Here is a 16,488-nt window from a genome sequence, read left to right on the forward strand (position 1 = left end):
TTATCCGCGCGACGCGACACCTGCCATGGCCTTTTCCAAATCGTGCAGTAATGTCTGCGCCATGGATCGAAACACCAGTATCAAAAAGCTGTCGACACCGATGCGCGTAATGGATCCGGCCATATGCATGATATCGGTGCGGGCGGTGTGCCCGCGTTTGAACTGGCTGTCGCGCATATCTATCGGCGTAAGGCGCGCAAGGACGTCGCGGGCCGCCGCACCCGATAGCTCGACAACCGCCCAAGCATCCGACTGATCTGTGACGGCGCAAAGGCGCGCCAACCCTACGTCGGGTTCTGGTCCCAGCAACACCGCTTGGTCGCGTCCAAACCAGATCGCGCGTGCACCGTCTTTGCCTGTTGCACGGTTGGGGGCGGGAAAGGCAATGCCGTGCGCCGCTTTCAGTGCTTCGGACACCGCTTTGGTCTGACCCTTGTAAGGTGCGAGAGACGTCAGGCACCCCACAGACACTTCGCGCAAGGTCATCGCACCTATTGTGATAGGCACCACACCATCCAGCGGTGTTTTCGATTTCAAATCAACCACGCGCCCGCTCCCCCTCTTGATCAAAAAACACCGGATGGCAGACTTCGACCACGGTTTCGATGCCGCGCACCGCATCTACCATTTTCAAGCGATCGCCTTTACGCAAAGCACCTCCACGCACAAAACCAAGCGCAAGGTAATGCCCCATAGTAGGCGAGAAAGCAACCGAAGTCAGATACCCAAGTCCATTGGGGGCGATGGGCTCTACGTCCTCTTCATACAGATGTGCGCCCGCCGTAAGCTGTTTGACGGCTCCGACAGGCTTAAAGCCCATCATCTGTTCGCGATCTTCATCGAGTAGCCCCTCGCGGTGCGCCATAACCTTGCCAAGGCACTCTTTCTTTGCGCTGACCATCCGCCCCATGCCAATATCAAAGGCCGTCACACGTCCATGGATTTCGGCGTGCGTGATAAAGCCTTTTTCGATACGCAAAACATTCAATGCTTCCATCCCGTAGGGTCCGCCACCCAGCGCCTCGGACCGTCCAACCAATTCGCGGAACAACGCATCACCATAACGCGACGGCACAGCAATCTCGTAGGCATGCTCTCCCGAAAACGATATGCGGAACAACCGCCCCTGCACCCCGCCAACGGACACTGCGCCACAGGCCATAAACGGCCAGCTTTCGTTGTCGATTGGCACATCCAGAACGCCGTTTAAAAGGGCACGTGCCTGTGGACCCGCAACGGCAAACTGCGCCCATTGTTCGGTCACGGATGCAAGACGCACATCCCAGTCGGGGCGCACCACTTGAGTCACAAATTCTAGATGACGCATGACGTCGCCCGCCGCAGCTGTGGTCGTGGTCATGACATAGTGATGTTCACCCAATCGCGCTGTGGTGCCATCATCCATGACGTGACCGTCTTCGCGCAGCATCAAGCCATAGCGCGTGCGCCCGACCTTCAGGGTCGAAAACATGTTGGTGTATACATAATCCAACAGCGCCGCCGCATCGGGGCCCTGAATGTCGATCTTGCCCAAAGTGGACACATCACACACGCCAACAGTTTCACGAACATAGCCAACCTCACGGTCACATGATTGACGCCAGTTGGTTTCGCCAGGGACAGGGAAATAACTGGGCCGGTACCAAAGACCCGCCTCAATCATCGGCGCGTTGCGATCTACCGTCGCGGCATGGCTGGTGGTGAAGCGTTCAGGCATAAAACCTTTGCCCTCTGCCCCCGCACCATACGCCGCGATAGCCACAGGGGAATAAGGCGGACGGAATGTCGTGGTGCCTGTTTCGGGAATACCGCGCCCCGTGGCATCCGCCAAAATTGCCAAAGCCTGAACGTTAGAGTTTTTACCCTGATCGGTCGCCATGCCTTGAGTCGTGTACCGCTTCATATGCTCGACCGAACGGAAGTTTTCGACAGCCGCTTGCTTTACATCTTTCACAGACACGTCGTTCTGAAAATCAAGCCACGCCCGCCCCTTTCCGGGCACGGCCCAAAGTGGCTCTAATGCGTAGGCGCTGTCATCGGCGTCCGGAACATCTGTTTTTGCACAGCTCAAAACATCCGCCGCTGCCCGTGCCCCGCTACCCAGACAGGCCGCCGTGGAAAAGTCACCGTTGCACGCACCGGCTGCGACCAGCCCCGGCACGGCATCTGGCGTCGGCACAAAGCTTGCAATACCGGCATCCCACGTTGGTCGACCGTTCATGTGACAGGTCATATGCACCGTCGGGTTCCACCCGCCTGACATCGCCAAACAATCCGTGGCTATGTTTTCCGTGCCAGAGGCCGAGCGCACCGTGATGCTTTCCAGCAACTTACGCCCGCTTGTTCCGGACACATGGGCCCCTCGTATCAAGTGATAATCGCCACGCGCTTCAGCTTGGGCGCGGCTGTCGATAACAGCGGCCACATGAACACCTGCGTTCATCAAATCAACGGCTGTGCGGTGCGCATCATCGTTGTTGGTAAATACAGTCACAGCCTTGCCCGGCGCCACGCCCCACCTGTTCAGATAGGCCCGCACCGCACCAGCCGTCATGATGCCCGGACGGTCGTTGTTTTGGAACGCTATAGGACGCTCAAGCGCGCCCGCACACAAGATGGCGTGTTTGGCCGCGATCCGCCAGAATGTTTCGATGGGGGCTTTTCCATCGCGCAAGGACGTGTGGTGATTGACACGTTCCAACGCGCCATAGGTGCCTTGATCGTAGGCACCCGTTACGGTGGTGCGGCGCATCAAGCGCACATTGTCCATCGCCGCTAACTGCGCCACGATGCTTGCGGCCCAATCGGCGCCCGACTGACCTGCAACCTGCAAGGTCTCGGCGTTCAGGCGCCCCCCCATTACAGAATCTTCATCGGCCAAAATAACATCTGCACCGGCCTGTGCAGCAGTCAAAGCCGCCATTAAACCGGCAGGCCCCGCCCCAATGACCAACACGTCACAATGGGCGAAGGCGCGTTCATAGGTGTCGGCATTGTCTTCACCGCTCAAAGCCCCCAAACCAGCAGCGCGGCGAATAATTGGCTCATAGACACGTTCCCAGAAGGCGCGCGGCCACATGAAGGTTTTGTAGTAAAATCCGGCACCCAAAAACGGGGCAGCAATGTCGTTGATGGCCATCACATCAAATTCAAGCGATGGCCACGCGTTTTGTGATCGGGCCTGCAAACCTTCGTACAGCTCTTGAACGGTGGCGCGAACATTCGGATCCGTATGGCCCGCAGCGCCCACCGTCACAAGGGCATTGGGTTCTTCACTGCCAGCTGTCAAAATTCCGCGAGGACGGTGGTATTTGAAGGATCGGGCGACCAAACGGACATCATTGGCCAGCAACGCCGACGCCAACGTATCCCCCTGAAACCCGCGGTAACTGTTGCCATCGAAGGTGAATGAAACGGGCTTACTGCGGTCAACGCGGCCTTTCCCTGCAATTCTCATTGCGCAGTCTCCTTGCGGTCCACCGCCAGCTTTGCACCCAATATTTCATGGGACACAGTGTTGCGGGTCACCACAAGCCATGCGCCACACCCTTGGGTGTGATGCCAGAACTCTTGCACCTCGCCGGGCAAGTTATCACGCAGATGAACGTAGTCCGCCCAAGCCGCCTGATCCGCATCAGGTGCCGGTCGCGGCAACGCCGCCCCCTGACAATAGAATTCGCGCAAATCACGCGTACCACACAATGGACAAGGCAACCGCATCAGGTCTCTCCTAAAAAGAGCACGCGCTCTTCATTCATTTTCCTAAAAACATCCCCGCCGGAGGCTCCCCACATCGCAAACATCCTCAATGCAAATTGTGCTGAGACCCCGTGGCCTCTTCATCCATGATGCCACGCCCCGTGCGAAAGCGGTCCAGACGATGTGCCGCAGCGGCCTCATGGGGACGATCCGTCGCGATCAAATGCGCAAACACATGGCCAGATCCGGGCGTGGCTTTGAAGCCCCCGTAACACCAGCCACAATTCAGATACAGGCCGTCAATGTGGGTTTTGTCGATGATCGGTGAGCCATCAAAAGACATGTCCATAATGCCGCCCCACGACCTAAGAACACGGGCTTTGGTGATCATGGGCATCAAGGTCATGGCGTTTTCAATGACGTGTTCTGCCATGGGCAAATTACCCCGCGCGGCATAGCTGGAATAGTAATCCAAAGCCCCCCCAAATACCAAACCGCCTTTGTCAGACTGGCTGATATAAAAATGGCCCATTGGGTAGGTGATGACAGTATCAATGCAGGGTTTCAGCCCCTCTGTGACAAAGGCCTGAAGCACGTGGCTTTCGATTGGCAAACGCATGCCCGCCATAGCAGCCACCTGGCTAGACCGTCCCGCCGCAGCCATGCCGATTTTTTTGGCACGGATAGGGCCGCGTGTGGTCTGAACGCCGCAGACCTTGCCATCCACGATATCAATACCTGTGACTTCACACTGCTGAATAAGATCAACACCGCGCTGATCTGCTGCGCGCGCAAATCCCCAAGCCACGGCATCGTGACGCGCGGTGCCGCCACGCGGATGATACAAACCGCCGTAAATCGGAAACCGTGTCTGATCAAAATTTAGATAGGGGATCATTTTGCGCACAGCGGCATTGTCCATCAACACCGCGTCGTCGCCTTGACTGATCATCTGATTGCCGCGCCGCGCGGCCGCATCCCGCGCGCTGTCAGAGTTGAACAGATTAATGATGCCACGCTGCGAATGCATAACATTGTAGTTCAGGTCCTCTTCCAGACCTTCCCATAGCTTCAACGAATGGCTGTAAAATTCCGAATTACCCGGCAGGCCGTAATTGGCGCGTACAATGGTTGTGTTGCGCCCGACATTCCCGCCGCCGATATAACCTTTTTCCAAAACGGCCACATTGGTGATGCCATGCTGGGATGCCAGATAATGGGCCGTCGCCAGACCGTGCCCGCCGCCTCCGATGATGATCACATCATATTCGGATTTCGGCTGAGGATCACGCCAATGGGGTTTCCACCCCTTGTTGCCGGTCAATCCCTCTTTCAGAACCCGCAGGCCGGAAAAACGCATGTACTGTACCCCCATGCACGCGACATCGCGCACTTGGTCAAAGACCTAGCAACAGATGGGCTGCAGGCTCAATCACTTTCCGACATAGTTTTTGTCGACACGCGACCAACTGCGTATCCGGTGGTATCCGCGCTCAGTGCGCCACGGCGTAATGGGCTACCATAGCGGTCAAATCTTCCGGGGGCGTTGCGCTTTGCACATAAGCACATGCGTTGTTGGCATGCGCAAAGATTGACCCGTCCGAGAAGAAGCTGGTGTTTGTAACAAAAATGACCCGCGCGTCCGGATGGCGGAAACTGGCAAAATCCGAAATCGCCAGCGCATTGCCGTCTGGCAGCACCAAATCCAAAATGATAATGTCAGGTGAATGGTCTGTAAGATGCGAAATGGCTTCATCATGGCCCGTCACCAATGTGACGATCATACCATTTCGTTCCATATGCTGTTTCCAAATAGCACCCAAATGTGCTTGGCTTTCGACAATTAATACGTTCATATTTTCCTCCGCGCCGAGAGTGAATCGACTGCGTCCCAATGCAGCACCAATAACTTCCCAAGTTCTTAACAAGTTATTAACTGGACACCGCGATCATTAACCTGTCTTGCGATAAAATGAAAATCAGGCTGGTTTTCGCTAGATATACCTCCCTTCTAAGCAGTATTCCGCTTAAAATGAACCCAAAAGGCCCAAAGAAATGGTGAACAAACGTGATCACGGAGGCGGCTTGGATGCGGCGATTCTGTCTTATGGCGGCCGGCGCAGCACATGGATCGACCTTTCAACCGGAATCAATCCGGTACCGTATGGTATTCCTGAAATTGCGGCCGACGGCTGGACAGCTTTGCCTGACCGCGCTGCGGCGGATGCGCTGATCGAAGCTGCACGTCAGTTCTGGCAGGTGCCACACTCTGCGTCCATCATCGCAGCCCCCGGTGCGTCATGCTTGATCGCCAACATGCCCTATTTGTCAGCTGCCAAAACCGTTCACATCCATGGTCCCACCTACAATGAACACGCCGCGGCCTTTGTTGCCGCAGGCCAAACAGTTTCCCAAGACGGCACCCGCGCCGAAACCTGTGACGCGCAGGTTGTGGTACATCCCAACAACCCCGACGGAAAGCTTTGGGACGCGGGTGATATTACAGCACCTTTCAAGATCATCGACGAAAGTTTTTGCGACGTGTCCCCCGACGCATCCCTCGTGCGGCGAACGACTGAACCAAACACGATCGTTCTTAAAAGCTTTGGTAAATTCTGGGGTTTGGCAGGCCTGCGTTTGGGCTTTGCGATTGGGCAACCTGATCTTATCGCGGCACTTTCAGACCGCCTTGGACCCTGGCCTGTATCCGGCCCCGCATTGCAAATCGGAACCGCAGCCCTGCGGGACGAAAACTGGGCCGCACGGACCCGAACCCGCCTGGATCAAGACACCCAACGCCTTGATGCATTGATGCGGGCAAAAGGCTCTCAACCTTTGGGCGGCACCACGCTGTTTCGCTTGTATGATGTAGGCGATGCAAACGCCTATCAAGACAAGCTGGCGCAGGCCCATATCTGGTCGCGAACTTTCCCGTATTCGGATCGCTGGCTGCGCCTTGGGCTGCCGCACCCCACGCAATGGGACCGCCTGGAGGCGGCACTATGAGCACTGCCATCGCCTTAAGTCTTGCCCTGATTTCGGACGCTATCGCTGGAGAACCCAAGTGGCTTTGGTCGCGCCTGCCCCATCCTGCAGTTTTGATGGGCAGGGTGATCGGATGGTGTGACCAAAGGTTCAACACCCAAGCCCCGTCGCGGACTACGGGCATCTTGGTGATTGCGGCGCTGGTTTTCGTGGCAGGGTGCAGCGGCGTACTGCTGTCTTACTTCGGTAGTGTTGTTGGCATTTTAATTGTAGCCATCCTGATCGCCCAGCGGTCATTGGTTGATCACGTGGCGCGGGTGGCCAATGGATTGCGGATGTCTTTGCCCGAAGGGCGGCGGCAGGTCGCAATGATCGTCGGGCGTGACACGCGGGACATGGATGGCTCCGCCGTCGCCCGCGGAGCCATCGAAAGCGGTGCAGAAAACCTGAGCGATGGCGTCATTGCCCCTGCCTTTTGGTTCCTCGTTGCGGGGCTCCCCGGCTTGTTGATCTACAAAATCGTCAACACCGCAGACAGCATGATTGGATACCTGACACCACGCCATGCCGCTTTCGGGTACGGGGCCGCAAAGCTGGACGATCTTTTGAACCTTATTCCTGCGCGACTGACAGCACTGCTTATTGCTTTTGCGGGCGGTGTTTTGCGCGATTGGAAGGCAATTTCCCAAGAGGCCGGGCAACACCGGTCCCCCAATGCGGGATGGCCCGAGGCCGCCATGGCCCGCGCGATCAATGTCGCCCTGTCCGGTCCACGGGCCTATGAGGGCGAAATGCGGGATTTCCCATGGGTCAACGGTCAGGCAAACCATACCATCGGCGCAACAGAGATTGACGCCGCCTGCGCAATGCTATGGAAAGCGTGGGGCACGGCGCTTGTGTTGTGCGTGATCATTGCCCTGTTTTAAAAGGAAGCCCATGCGCCTTATCGCCTTTGTCACCGCCCTTTGTTTGCCTGCCATGGTCCATGCCCAATGTGGCGGGTCCTTCAACCAGTTCAAAGCCGGGATAAAATCCGAAGCCGTGGCAAAAGGTATTCCAGCCGGAACAGCAGATGCATTTTTGAAAGGCGTGCGGCAGGATAAGAAAGTGCTGAACGCAGATCGGGCCCAAGGTGTTTTTCAAAAACCCTTCATCGAGTTTTCGCGGCGCTTGATCTCAAACAGCCGTATTGAAGCGGGGCGCAAAAATGCGCGGCGCTACGACAATGTGTTCGATCAGGTCGAAGCCTCTTATGGTGTCAATCGCAACGTGCTTTTGGCGTTTTGGGCATTTGAAACCGACTACGGCGCTTTTCAGGGCAATTTCAACACCGCCAACGCGCTGGTCACATTGGCCCATGATTGCCGCCGTCCAAATCTGTTCCGGCCTCAGGTTTTTGCTGCAATGGAATTGTTCAAACGCGGTCAATTCAACCCCGCCACAACCACGGGCGCATGGGCCGGCGAAATCGGCATGGTGCAAATGCTGCCATTGGACATCATCGAAAACGGCACCGATGGCGACGGCGACGGGCGGGTATCGTTGAAAACCTCTGCCCCTGACGCGCTGACATCTGGTGGCAAAATGCTGCGGCATCTGGGATGGCGGGCGAATGAACCTTGGCTGCAAGAAGTCACAGTGCCTGCGTCAATGGATTGGTCACAAAGTGGTTTGAAAACTGTGAAACCCGTAGCCGACTGGCAAGCCATGGGGGTGCAACCACGCAACGGGCGCCTAGCCAAACTGCCAGCATCGCTGATCTTGCCGCAAGGACATAAAGGGCCGGCCTTCTTGGCCTATCCCAACTTCAATGTCTACTTCGAGTGGAACCAATCCTTTACCTATGTGCTGACAGCCGCCTATTTTGGCACGCGCTTGCAAGGGGCACCTGCGTACAATGTAGGCAAGCCAGACACTGGATTGTCAGGGGATCAAATGAAGCGCCTGCAGAAGATGCTGCAAAAGCGCGGCTACGATGTCGGCAAAGTCGATGGTATTCTAGGCGCACGCACCCGCGACGCGGTTCAAAAGGAACAGCAAAGACTGGGATTGCCAGCCGATGCGTGGCCCACGCCTGCGTTGCTTAAAAAGCTCTAATCAAGCCACCATTGACGCCGCTTTTTTCAGGTCAACCGAGACAAGCTGACTGACGCCTTGTTCGGCCATCGTTACGCCAAACAGACGGTCCATACGCGCCATGGTGACTGCGTGGTGCGTGATGATCAAAAAGCGGGTGTCTGTCTGGCGGCACATCTCGTCCAACAAGTCACAAAACCGCGTGACGTTTGCGTCATCCAAAGGCGCGTCCACTTCGTCCAGAACGCAGATCGGGGCGGGGTTGGCCAAGAACACCGCAAAGATCAAGGCCATGGCGGTCAATGTCTGTTCCCCGCCTGACAGCAGGCTCAGCGTGCTAAGTTTTTTACCCGGAGGTTGGCACATGATCTCAAGGCCAGCCTCTAGGGGGTCATCGCTTTCGACCATCACCAGATTGGCTTCGCCGCCTCCAAACAAATGCGTAAACAGCAGCGAGAAATTGGCGTTTACCTGCTCGAACGCAGTCAACAGCCGTTCACGCCCCTCGCGGTTCAAACTGGCAATGCCAGACCGCAGCGTTTTGATGGCTTCTTCCAGATCAGCCTTCTCATGCACAAGTGTGTCGTGTTCTTCCTGCACTTCTTTGGCGTCTTCTTCCGCACGCAGGTTCACAGCACCCAAAGCATCGCGTTGCCGTTTCAACCGGTTCACATCGGCATCCAGCACGTCCACATCCGGCATCTGTTCGGGGTTTAAATCCAAAGCGGTCATAAGCTGGTTGGGCGTTTTTTGTTGATCTTCGGCAATACGGTCGGCGGCAGCAGATACGGTTTCACGCGCGGCTTCTGCACGGGCCTCGGCGCGGGCACGGGCTTCGCGGGCTTCTGATGCGGCCCGTTCCGCTTCGCGTTCTGCAAGGGTCGCATCGCGCAGAACGCCCTCGGCGACACTTAGCGCGTCGCTTGCAGCCGCTTTGCGCACATCCGCTTCCGACATCGCCTTGCTTAATTCGTCACGCTTCGCTGCCAATTCCGCCGGAGCGGCCTGCGCTGTTTTCAATTCAGCCTCGGAAGCTTCCTTGCGTTCCACAAGTTCGGCTGTGCGCTTTTCGGCGGTTTCCAGACGGTGACGCCAACCACTGATTTCTTTGGTGATCTCTTGCGACCGTTTCAGGCGGGCTTCCCCTTCGCGCCGCACCTCATCATGGGCAGACCGGCGCGACATCATTGTGATCCGTGCGGCCTCAACCGTCATGCGCAAATCATCAACGCTGGCACGTTCAGCGTCGACATCGCCCAGCTCAGCCAAAGCCCGTTCGGCTTCCAGAACCCGCGATCTGGCGCCCATGGCTTCTTCTTCGTGGCGTTTCACGGCCAAGCCCAACGATTCCAAACGCCCCTGCGCCAAGTTGCGGTCTGCCTCGGACCGGCTTAATGCCCGGCCTGCATCGGCCACCAACTGATCCGCTTCGCGCCGGGCCAGACGGGCCGCGCGGTCGGCGTCTGTCAATTCTGCCAAACGCGTGGTCAACGCCTCATGGGCGCCACGCGCGCCTTCTGCGCGCTGGCTGGCTTGTTCCAGCGATTGCTTCAATTCTTCCAGTCGGTTGAGCTGTTGCAACCGCAATGCCGCTGCACTTGGGGCGTCTTCCGCCCAAGCCCGAAAGCCGTCCCACCGCCACAGATCGCCTTCCAAAGACACCAGTCGTTGCCCCGGTTGCAACAATGGCTGCAAACGGGCGGCGTCTTCGGCATCACACAGGCCAATCTGGCTCATACGGCGCATCAGAACATCCGGAACCGACACGTGTTGCGTCAAGGGGGTTGCGCCCCCAGGCATCGCCTGGTCGTGGTCATACGCCGGCAACACAGCCCAGCCTGATGGTCCATCCTCGGCCACTTCGGGTGCCCGCAAATCATCCGCCAGCGCAGCCCCCAAAGCTTTCTCAAAGCCCTGTTCCACCTGCAAACGATCCAGAATCTGGCCACCCTCTGCGGTATCGCGTTCCACCAGCTTGGCCAAAGCACCGGTTTCCGCCCGCAGCGCGTTCATCTCGCCTTCCGCCTCAGAGCGTTCCGCGCGCGCATCCGCTTCGCGCGATTGCGTCTCCGCACGGGCCGTTTCCGCTGCAAGCAAAGCGTCATCGGCACGTTTTGCAGTCACTTCTGCCGCTTCCGACGCGGATTGAGCCGCGACAAAATCTTCACCCGCTTTTGCCAAGGCTGCGTCACTTTGGGCAACGGCATCACGCGCTTTGGCGGCTTCCGCTTCGGATTTTTCTTCTGTTTTGCGACTGTCATCCAACAAACGCTGCGCAGATCCGTGACGCGCTGCCAAACGGGCAACATCTTCGGTCTTTTGACCCAAATCAGCTTCGCGGGCTTGCAGGATATGTGCCGCTTCGCTGGCAGCCTCTGCCGCCTGCGTCAAACGGTCGTCATGGCCTTCGCTGGCTTTGGTGATTTCGCGCGCTTCCCATTCGAGACGCTCAATCGTTTCCCCCGCATCTTTGTTCAAACCGCCTTCGCGTTCGATGTCGCGGGCCAATTGTGTGATGCGATTGGTTAAGGTCTGTATGGTTTGGGCAGCTTGGGCTTCTTGGTCGCTTAACGTGTCACGTTGCACCGCCAACCTTTGCAACACCGCTGCTGCAATTGCTTCTTCTTCGCGCAATGGCGGCAAAGCTTCTTCTGCACCAGCGCGGGCTTTTTGCGTGCCCTGCACCAACGCCTCGGCTTGCGCGGCCGCCGTCACACGTGTGCGCAGCGTTTCATCCGCCACCGCACGCGCATCATCCGCTTCACGCCACCGGCGGTACAAAAGCGCCCCTTCCGTCCGGCGCAATTCATCACCGATTTCGCGATAGCGTGCGGCTTGGCGTGCTTGACGCGCAAGCTGCGCCAACTGATTGGCCAGTTGTTCAATGACATCATCAACACGCGCCAGATTGGTTTCGGCACCTTTCAGCTTCAATTCCGCTTCGTGGCGACGCTGATACAATCCGGAAATCCCCGCAGCCTCTTCCAGAATACGCCGGCGGTTTTTTGGTTTGGCGTTGATCAGTTCCGAGATTTGACCCTGACGCACCAGCGCAGGCGAATGAGCGCCGGTTGACGCATCCGCAAACAACATCTGAACATCGCGCGCACGCACGTCCTTGCTGTTGGTTTTATAGGCGCTGCCCACGTCGCGGGTGATGCGGCGCACAATCTCAAGGGCGTCCTGATCGTTGAACCCCGCCGGAGCAAGTCGTTCCGAGTTGTCGATGTGCAGACTGACTTCGGCAAAGTTGCGTGCGGGGCGTGTCGCGGCACCAGCAAAGATCACATCCTCCATGCCCCCACCACGCATTGCCGTGGGACGGTTTTCCCCCATCACCCAACGCAGGGCTTCCAGCAAATTCGACTTGCCACAGCCATTTGGTCCAACAACCCCCGTTAGACCATCTGCGATGATCAGGTCGGTTGGATCAACAAAGCTTTTAAAGCCTGTCAGCCTGAGTTTTGAAAAGCGCAACGAAGGTCCTTTGGGTGATTCCAATATCGTCCAAAGGGTGAGGGTACAGTGCGGGGTCTGTCAACGCTTGGACACAACCATCAGCGGCATTGAGCGACTTATCCACAATATATTGCGGTTTTAGTGGGGTGTTTCCCTAGTATGGGTCACATTGAACGGTGAAATCACCATCGTTGCCGATCCCGTCAATGGAATAGCAATCGTAAGACACTGGCGCCTTTTCGGGAACTTCCTTGGCACCTGCCCCGCAATCCAGATACCCGCGCACAAGCGCTGCATCTCCGGTGATCCGTGCCACCTTACAACCGCTGACCTGTTCCATTGCCACTGTGGCACGGTCCCCGATTGGCCCCAGCCGCGGCGCATATTGCGCATTGGTACGCAAGGCTTCGGCCTGCAACGCTTTGACACGCACATCAAAGGTTGATCCGTCGACTGTGACCCGTGTCGCTGGCAGTCCCGCAAAGTGTGGGCTGGGCGTGTCACAGGCTGCCAGAAGGAATACGAGCACGGTAAAGAGAATATATTTCGCCATGCCAAACTGTGGCCTGATGTTGGTTAACGATTAGTGAACTTTCGTTCGCATCGCGCGATTCCCATAAAAGACGCTCTGCACCGTGCTATTGTCGCAAATCAATTTGCCCTATTGGCGCGTTGGTCATATATTTTTACCAATCAAGGATAAATTATATGCCCTTCCAACTGGTCCAACCCGAAAAACTATCCGGTGCAGTCGTACGGCAGATCGAGGAACTGATCCTTCGCGGTGTGCTTCGGCCCGGAGAACGATTGCCGCCCGAACGCGAATTGGCTGAACGCTTGGGCGTGTCGCGTCCTTCCCTGCGTGATGCTTTGTCAGCGCTTCAAAACTCCGGCCTATTGGCCGCGAAACCGGGCGCAGGTGTGTATGTGGCGGACGTTCTTGGATCCGCCTTCGCCCCCGCACTGACACAGCTTTTTGCACGACACGATGAAGCCGTTTTTGATTACCTGTCTTTCCGGCGTGATCTGGAAGGACTGGCTGCAGAGCGGGCCGCGCGTCTTGGATCACAAACCGACTTGAAGGTGGTGCAAGCGGTGTTCTCGAAAATGGAAACCGCCCACACAAAACGCAATTCCGACGAAGAGGCACAACTGGATGCGCAGTTTCACATGGCCATCATCGAAGCCAGCCACAACGTGGTTATGCTGCATATGATGCGGTCGATGTACCAGCTTTTGCGCGACGGTGTGTTCTACAACCGCCAAGTGATGTTCCGCCAAAAGACCACTCGATCTGTTCTGTTGGATCAACACCGCGCCATCAACGATGCGTTGCAAACGCGCGACGCGGAAGGCGCCAAGGCGGCCGTTCATGCCCATATGGATTTTGTCGAAAAGAGCTTACGTGATCAGCAACGGGCAGACAGAAACGAAGACGTCGCACGGCTGCGGTTGGATCACGAGGAAAGCAAATCCTAGGCCCTTCTTCACGAAGGCGTCCTTGCTTTGGCCCCCAAAAGGGACACATGCCTAAGAAAAAACCCGGCACAATGGCCGGGTCTTGTGTAGTGTCAAAAGGGCTGCGATCAGTGCAGTTTAGACCCAACTTGTGAAATCGCATCATCAATCAGCGCATTGCTGTCTGCTGCCGTCATCTGTTTGGCGATCACATCGCGCGCCGCGGAGACCGCGATAACGATGGATTGATCCCGTACTTCTTTCACAGCAGAGGCTTCAGCGGACGCAATCTGGTCTTCGGCAGCCGCCAAGCGACGTTCGATTGACTTGGCCAGATCTTCTTTGGCTTGCTCCGCTGCAACGTTGGCTTCTTCCTTTGCGGACGCAACGATACGGTCGGCTTGCGCCTGTACTTCTTTTTGCTTCCGCTCGTAGTCTGCCAGCAGGGTTTGCGCTTCTTCGCGCAGGCTGCGGGCTTCGTCGATCTCGGATTTGATGCCATCAGCACGCGCATCCAACATACGACCCAACATTGAGGGCACTTTGAAGTAGAACAAAACACCGATGAAAACGATGAACCCGAGGGTCACAACAAAATCAGTGTTCTTCAAAGAAAAGAAAGGACCGGACGCTGCAAATGCCGGGCTGGCCAAAAGACCAGCAATGGCGGCGGTCAGAGCGGTGGATACTGTACGCATCTGATTACCCTTTCATCCGTGCGGTCACAGCGGCTGTGATGGATTTGGCGTCTGCTTTGCCACCCATTGCTGCAACGATTTCTTTTGCAGTATCTTTGGCAACATCTTTGATGCTGTCCAACGCCCCTGCGCGAATTTCTGCGATGGCTTTTTCGCCTTCCGCTGCTTTGGCGGCGATTTGTTCGTCCGCTTTGGCAATGGCTGCGTCCAAGTCGGCTTTGATACCGGCTTTGGTTTCTGCCACGATGCGGCCTGCTTCGGCGCGGGCATCAACCAGCGCTTTGTCGTAGGCAGCTTCGGCGGCTTTCGCTTTGGACTTCAGGTCCTCTGCGGCGGCCAAATCATTTGTAATCGTTCCCTGACGTTCAGCCAGAACCGACGCAATACGCGGCAGCGCAATGCGGGACAGAACGAAGTAGATCACGATCAGGGTGATTACCAACCAGAAGATTTGGTTGCCCCATGTCGAGAAGTCGAGCTGCGGCATGCCTGGCCCTGCGGCGGCACCTTCAGCTGCGCTAGTTGTATCGGTTGCCATCTCGGTCTCCGGTCAAAACGCCCAAACGGGCTGTCATTACATCGGGCAATGCGCCTGTGCGCACCGCCCGACCGTAAGGAACTGGTGCCAGCGCGGACGCGCAAACACCGGTATTTTGAAGCGGTCTTAGACGGCGAACATCAACAGCAGAGCGACGAGGAACGAAAAGATCCCCAAAGCTTCTGCAAACGCGATACCGATGAACAGTGTCGCTGTTTGGGATGCGGCAGCAGATGGGTTGCGCAATGCGCCTGCCAAGAAGTTGCCGGCAACGTTACCAACACCGATTGCGGCTGCGCCGGAACCGATTGCTGCGAGGCCTGCGCCGATGTGTGCGAGTTCACCTTCCATGAGAATTCTCCTTACGATGGAATGTTGAGTGATAGAGTAGAGCGGACAGCACGTCCGCCCGTTGTGCTTAGTGAGACGGGTGAAGCGCGTCTTTCAGATAGACACACGTCAGAATTGTGAAAACGTAAGCTTGGATAAAGGACACCAAGATTTCCAAAGCATACATTGCTGTGATGCCAAGGATTGCGACAGGGCTAACCACTGCGATTGCTGCAAAGCCCGCGAACACCTTGATAACGGCGTGGCCTGCCATAACGTTGCCTGCCAAACGAATGGAGTGGCTAACGGGACGCACGAAGTAAGAAATAATTTCGATGATCGCCAAGATCGGTCGCAAAGCCAGAGGCGCCGAAGCAACCCAGAACAAGCCCAAGAAACCCGCACCGTTTTTGACAAAACCCACGATGGTGACTGTCAAAAACACCGCCATAGCCAGCACAACTGTCACAGCGAAGTGCGACGTTGGCGTGAAGGACCCAGGGATCAGACCAAGGAAGTTGGCGCAGACGATGAACATGAACAATGTCATGATGTAGGGGAAGTAGCCGATGGCGTCCTTGCCTGTAACGTCTTCAACCATCTTGTAAACAAAGCCATATGCCAGTTCGGCGATGGATTGGCCGCGCGATGGAACCACTGAACGGTTGGATGTGGTCAGGACCATCAGGCAGATCACGGCCACGATAGCCAAAATCATCCACATCGCTGCGTTTGTAGGAGTGTACCAAGTGATCGGGCCGCCAAACAGCGCCTCGATGTTGAACTGGTCCATTGGGTGGAATTCCAACCCGCCGCCTGCTGTCGCTTCGCTTGCCATTCTCAGGCTCCCTCATCCTTGCGGGGATCGCCCGCAGTGTCTTTAACCGTGCGAACATCGTCCGCCGTATCTTGTTCGGCCTCATAGGCCATTTGTCGGTCCTGAAGCTCCTGCGCGCTGCGGATCATCGTCTTGACCCCGGCCACAAGCCCCAAGCAGGTGAAGATCAGCATGAAGATGGGAAGCGTCCCAAAGAGCCAGTCCAGCCCGTACCCCATGCCGAAACCGATCCCGAGACCGGCCACCAATTCCACCACCATCCGCCACGCGTGCTGCGCTTGGGAATAGTGTTCTTCCTTTCGAGGCGCAGGTTCTTGAGCCTGCTGCGCTGCTGCCAGTTTTTCCTCTAGCTGCTCAAGTCGCTGCTGTCGGTCGGTGTCAGGCACGCGGTTTTCCCCAGTTGGAAA

At 56.8% G+C, this 16,488-nt stretch carries 16 protein-coding genes; 4 read left to right on the forward strand and 12 right to left on the reverse strand.

The window, feature by feature from the left end; translation table 11 throughout:
- The 5 genes from ABJL60_RS13420 to ABJL60_RS13440 form a co-directional block, all read right to left on the reverse strand.
- Nucleotides 1–546 (reverse strand): sarcosine oxidase subunit gamma family protein, encoded by a 546-nt coding sequence (locus ABJL60_RS13420; protein WP_348375916.1) that lies wholly within the window; start codon nucleotides 544–546, stop codon nucleotides 1–3.
- Nucleotides 539–3,457, reverse strand: a complete 2,919-nt coding sequence (locus tag ABJL60_RS13425) for a sarcosine oxidase subunit alpha family protein (RefSeq protein ID WP_348375917.1) — start codon at nucleotides 3,455–3,457, stop codon at nucleotides 539–541. The genes ABJL60_RS13420 and ABJL60_RS13425 overlap by 8 nt, the downstream gene beginning before the upstream one ends.
- Complete coding sequence (locus tag ABJL60_RS13430; RefSeq protein ID WP_348375918.1) at nucleotides 3,454–3,720, reverse strand: sarcosine oxidase subunit delta; 267 nt, start codon at nucleotides 3,718–3,720, stop codon at nucleotides 3,454–3,456. The genes ABJL60_RS13425 and ABJL60_RS13430 overlap by 4 nt, the downstream gene beginning before the upstream one ends.
- An 85-nt stretch (nucleotides 3,721–3,805) precedes the next feature.
- Nucleotides 3,806–5,059, reverse strand: a complete 1,254-nt coding sequence (locus ABJL60_RS13435) for a sarcosine oxidase subunit beta family protein (RefSeq protein WP_348375919.1) — start codon at nucleotides 5,057–5,059, stop codon at nucleotides 3,806–3,808.
- 133 nt (nucleotides 5,060–5,192) lie between these two features.
- The gene (locus tag ABJL60_RS13440) at nucleotides 5,193–5,555 is read right to left on the reverse strand and encodes a response regulator (RefSeq protein WP_348288196.1); all 363 of its coding nucleotides are present in this window, start codon (nucleotides 5,553–5,555) and stop codon (nucleotides 5,193–5,195) included.
- Between the two features lie 199 nt (nucleotides 5,556–5,754).
- On the opposite strand from ABJL60_RS13440, the gene cobD reads away from it, so the two are divergent.
- Genes cobD through ABJL60_RS13455 form a run of 3 tightly spaced genes read left to right on the forward strand, consistent with a single transcriptional unit; the run spans nucleotide 5,755 to nucleotide 8,781 of the window.
- Nucleotides 5,755–6,705 carry a threonine-phosphate decarboxylase CobD gene (gene cobD / locus ABJL60_RS13445; RefSeq protein WP_348375920.1) on the forward strand — a complete coding sequence of 317 codons (951 nt, stop codon included), beginning with the start codon at nucleotides 5,755–5,757 and terminating at the stop codon, nucleotides 6,703–6,705.
- Nucleotides 6,702–7,610, forward strand: coding sequence for an adenosylcobinamide-phosphate synthase CbiB (gene cbiB, locus ABJL60_RS13450; protein ID WP_348375921.1), 909 nt, complete (start codon nucleotides 6,702–6,704; stop codon nucleotides 7,608–7,610). Before cobD ends, cbiB begins: the two co-directional genes overlap by 4 nt.
- A gap of 10 nt (nucleotides 7,611–7,620) precedes the next feature.
- Entirely contained in the window at nucleotides 7,621–8,781 is a 1,161-nt protein-coding gene (locus tag ABJL60_RS13455; protein ID WP_348375922.1) for a lytic murein transglycosylase, read from the forward strand.
- Here ABJL60_RS13455 and smc read toward each other — a convergent pair whose 3' ends face one another.
- Nucleotides 8,782–12,237: a chromosome segregation protein SMC gene (smc, locus tag ABJL60_RS13460; RefSeq protein ID WP_348375923.1), complete on the reverse strand. Its 3,456-nt coding sequence runs from the start codon at nucleotides 12,235–12,237 to the stop codon at nucleotides 8,782–8,784.
- A 136-nt stretch (nucleotides 12,238–12,373) separates the two neighbouring features.
- Nucleotides 12,374–12,772 carry a hypothetical protein gene (locus ABJL60_RS13465; protein ID WP_348288206.1) on the reverse strand — a complete coding sequence of 133 codons (399 nt, stop codon included), beginning with the start codon at nucleotides 12,770–12,772 and terminating at the stop codon, nucleotides 12,374–12,376.
- 155 nt (nucleotides 12,773–12,927) lie between these two features.
- Between ABJL60_RS13465 and ABJL60_RS13470 the strand changes: the two genes are divergently transcribed.
- Entirely contained in the window at nucleotides 12,928–13,698 is a 771-nt protein-coding gene (locus ABJL60_RS13470) for an FCD domain-containing protein (protein ID WP_348318695.1), read from the forward strand.
- A gap of 107 nt (nucleotides 13,699–13,805) precedes the next feature.
- Here the strand turns inward: ABJL60_RS13470 and ABJL60_RS13475 are convergent, their stop codons facing one another.
- The 5 genes from ABJL60_RS13475 to ABJL60_RS13495 all read right to left on the reverse strand — a co-directional run bounded on the left by ABJL60_RS13475 (nucleotide 13,806) and on the right by ABJL60_RS13495 (nucleotide 16,467).
- Nucleotides 13,806–14,375 (reverse strand): F0F1 ATP synthase subunit B, encoded by a 570-nt coding sequence (locus ABJL60_RS13475; RefSeq protein ID WP_348288210.1) that lies wholly within the window; start codon nucleotides 14,373–14,375, stop codon nucleotides 13,806–13,808.
- A gap of 4 nt (nucleotides 14,376–14,379) precedes the next feature.
- On the reverse strand, nucleotides 14,380–14,913 hold the full coding sequence (locus tag ABJL60_RS13480) for a F0F1 ATP synthase subunit B' (protein ID WP_108827260.1): 534 nt from the start codon (nucleotides 14,911–14,913) through the stop codon (nucleotides 14,380–14,382).
- A gap of 126 nt (nucleotides 14,914–15,039) precedes the next feature.
- Nucleotides 15,040–15,264, reverse strand: a complete 225-nt coding sequence (locus ABJL60_RS13485) for a F0F1 ATP synthase subunit C (protein WP_108827259.1) — start codon at nucleotides 15,262–15,264, stop codon at nucleotides 15,040–15,042.
- Nucleotides 15,265–15,331: 67 nt separating this feature from the next.
- Entirely contained in the window at nucleotides 15,332–16,081 is a 750-nt protein-coding gene (locus tag ABJL60_RS13490) for a F0F1 ATP synthase subunit A (protein WP_108827258.1), read from the reverse strand.
- 2 nt (nucleotides 16,082–16,083) lie between these two features.
- Nucleotides 16,084–16,467 carry an AtpZ/AtpI family protein gene (locus ABJL60_RS13495; RefSeq protein ID WP_108827257.1) on the reverse strand — a complete coding sequence of 128 codons (384 nt, stop codon included), beginning with the start codon at nucleotides 16,465–16,467 and terminating at the stop codon, nucleotides 16,084–16,086.
- Nucleotides 16,468–16,488: the final 21 nt, after the last annotated feature.

The sequence above is a fragment of the Ascidiaceihabitans sp. genome (genome assembly GCF_039986515.1).
Taxonomy (GTDB): Bacteria; Pseudomonadota; Alphaproteobacteria; order Rhodobacterales; family Rhodobacteraceae; genus Ascidiaceihabitans.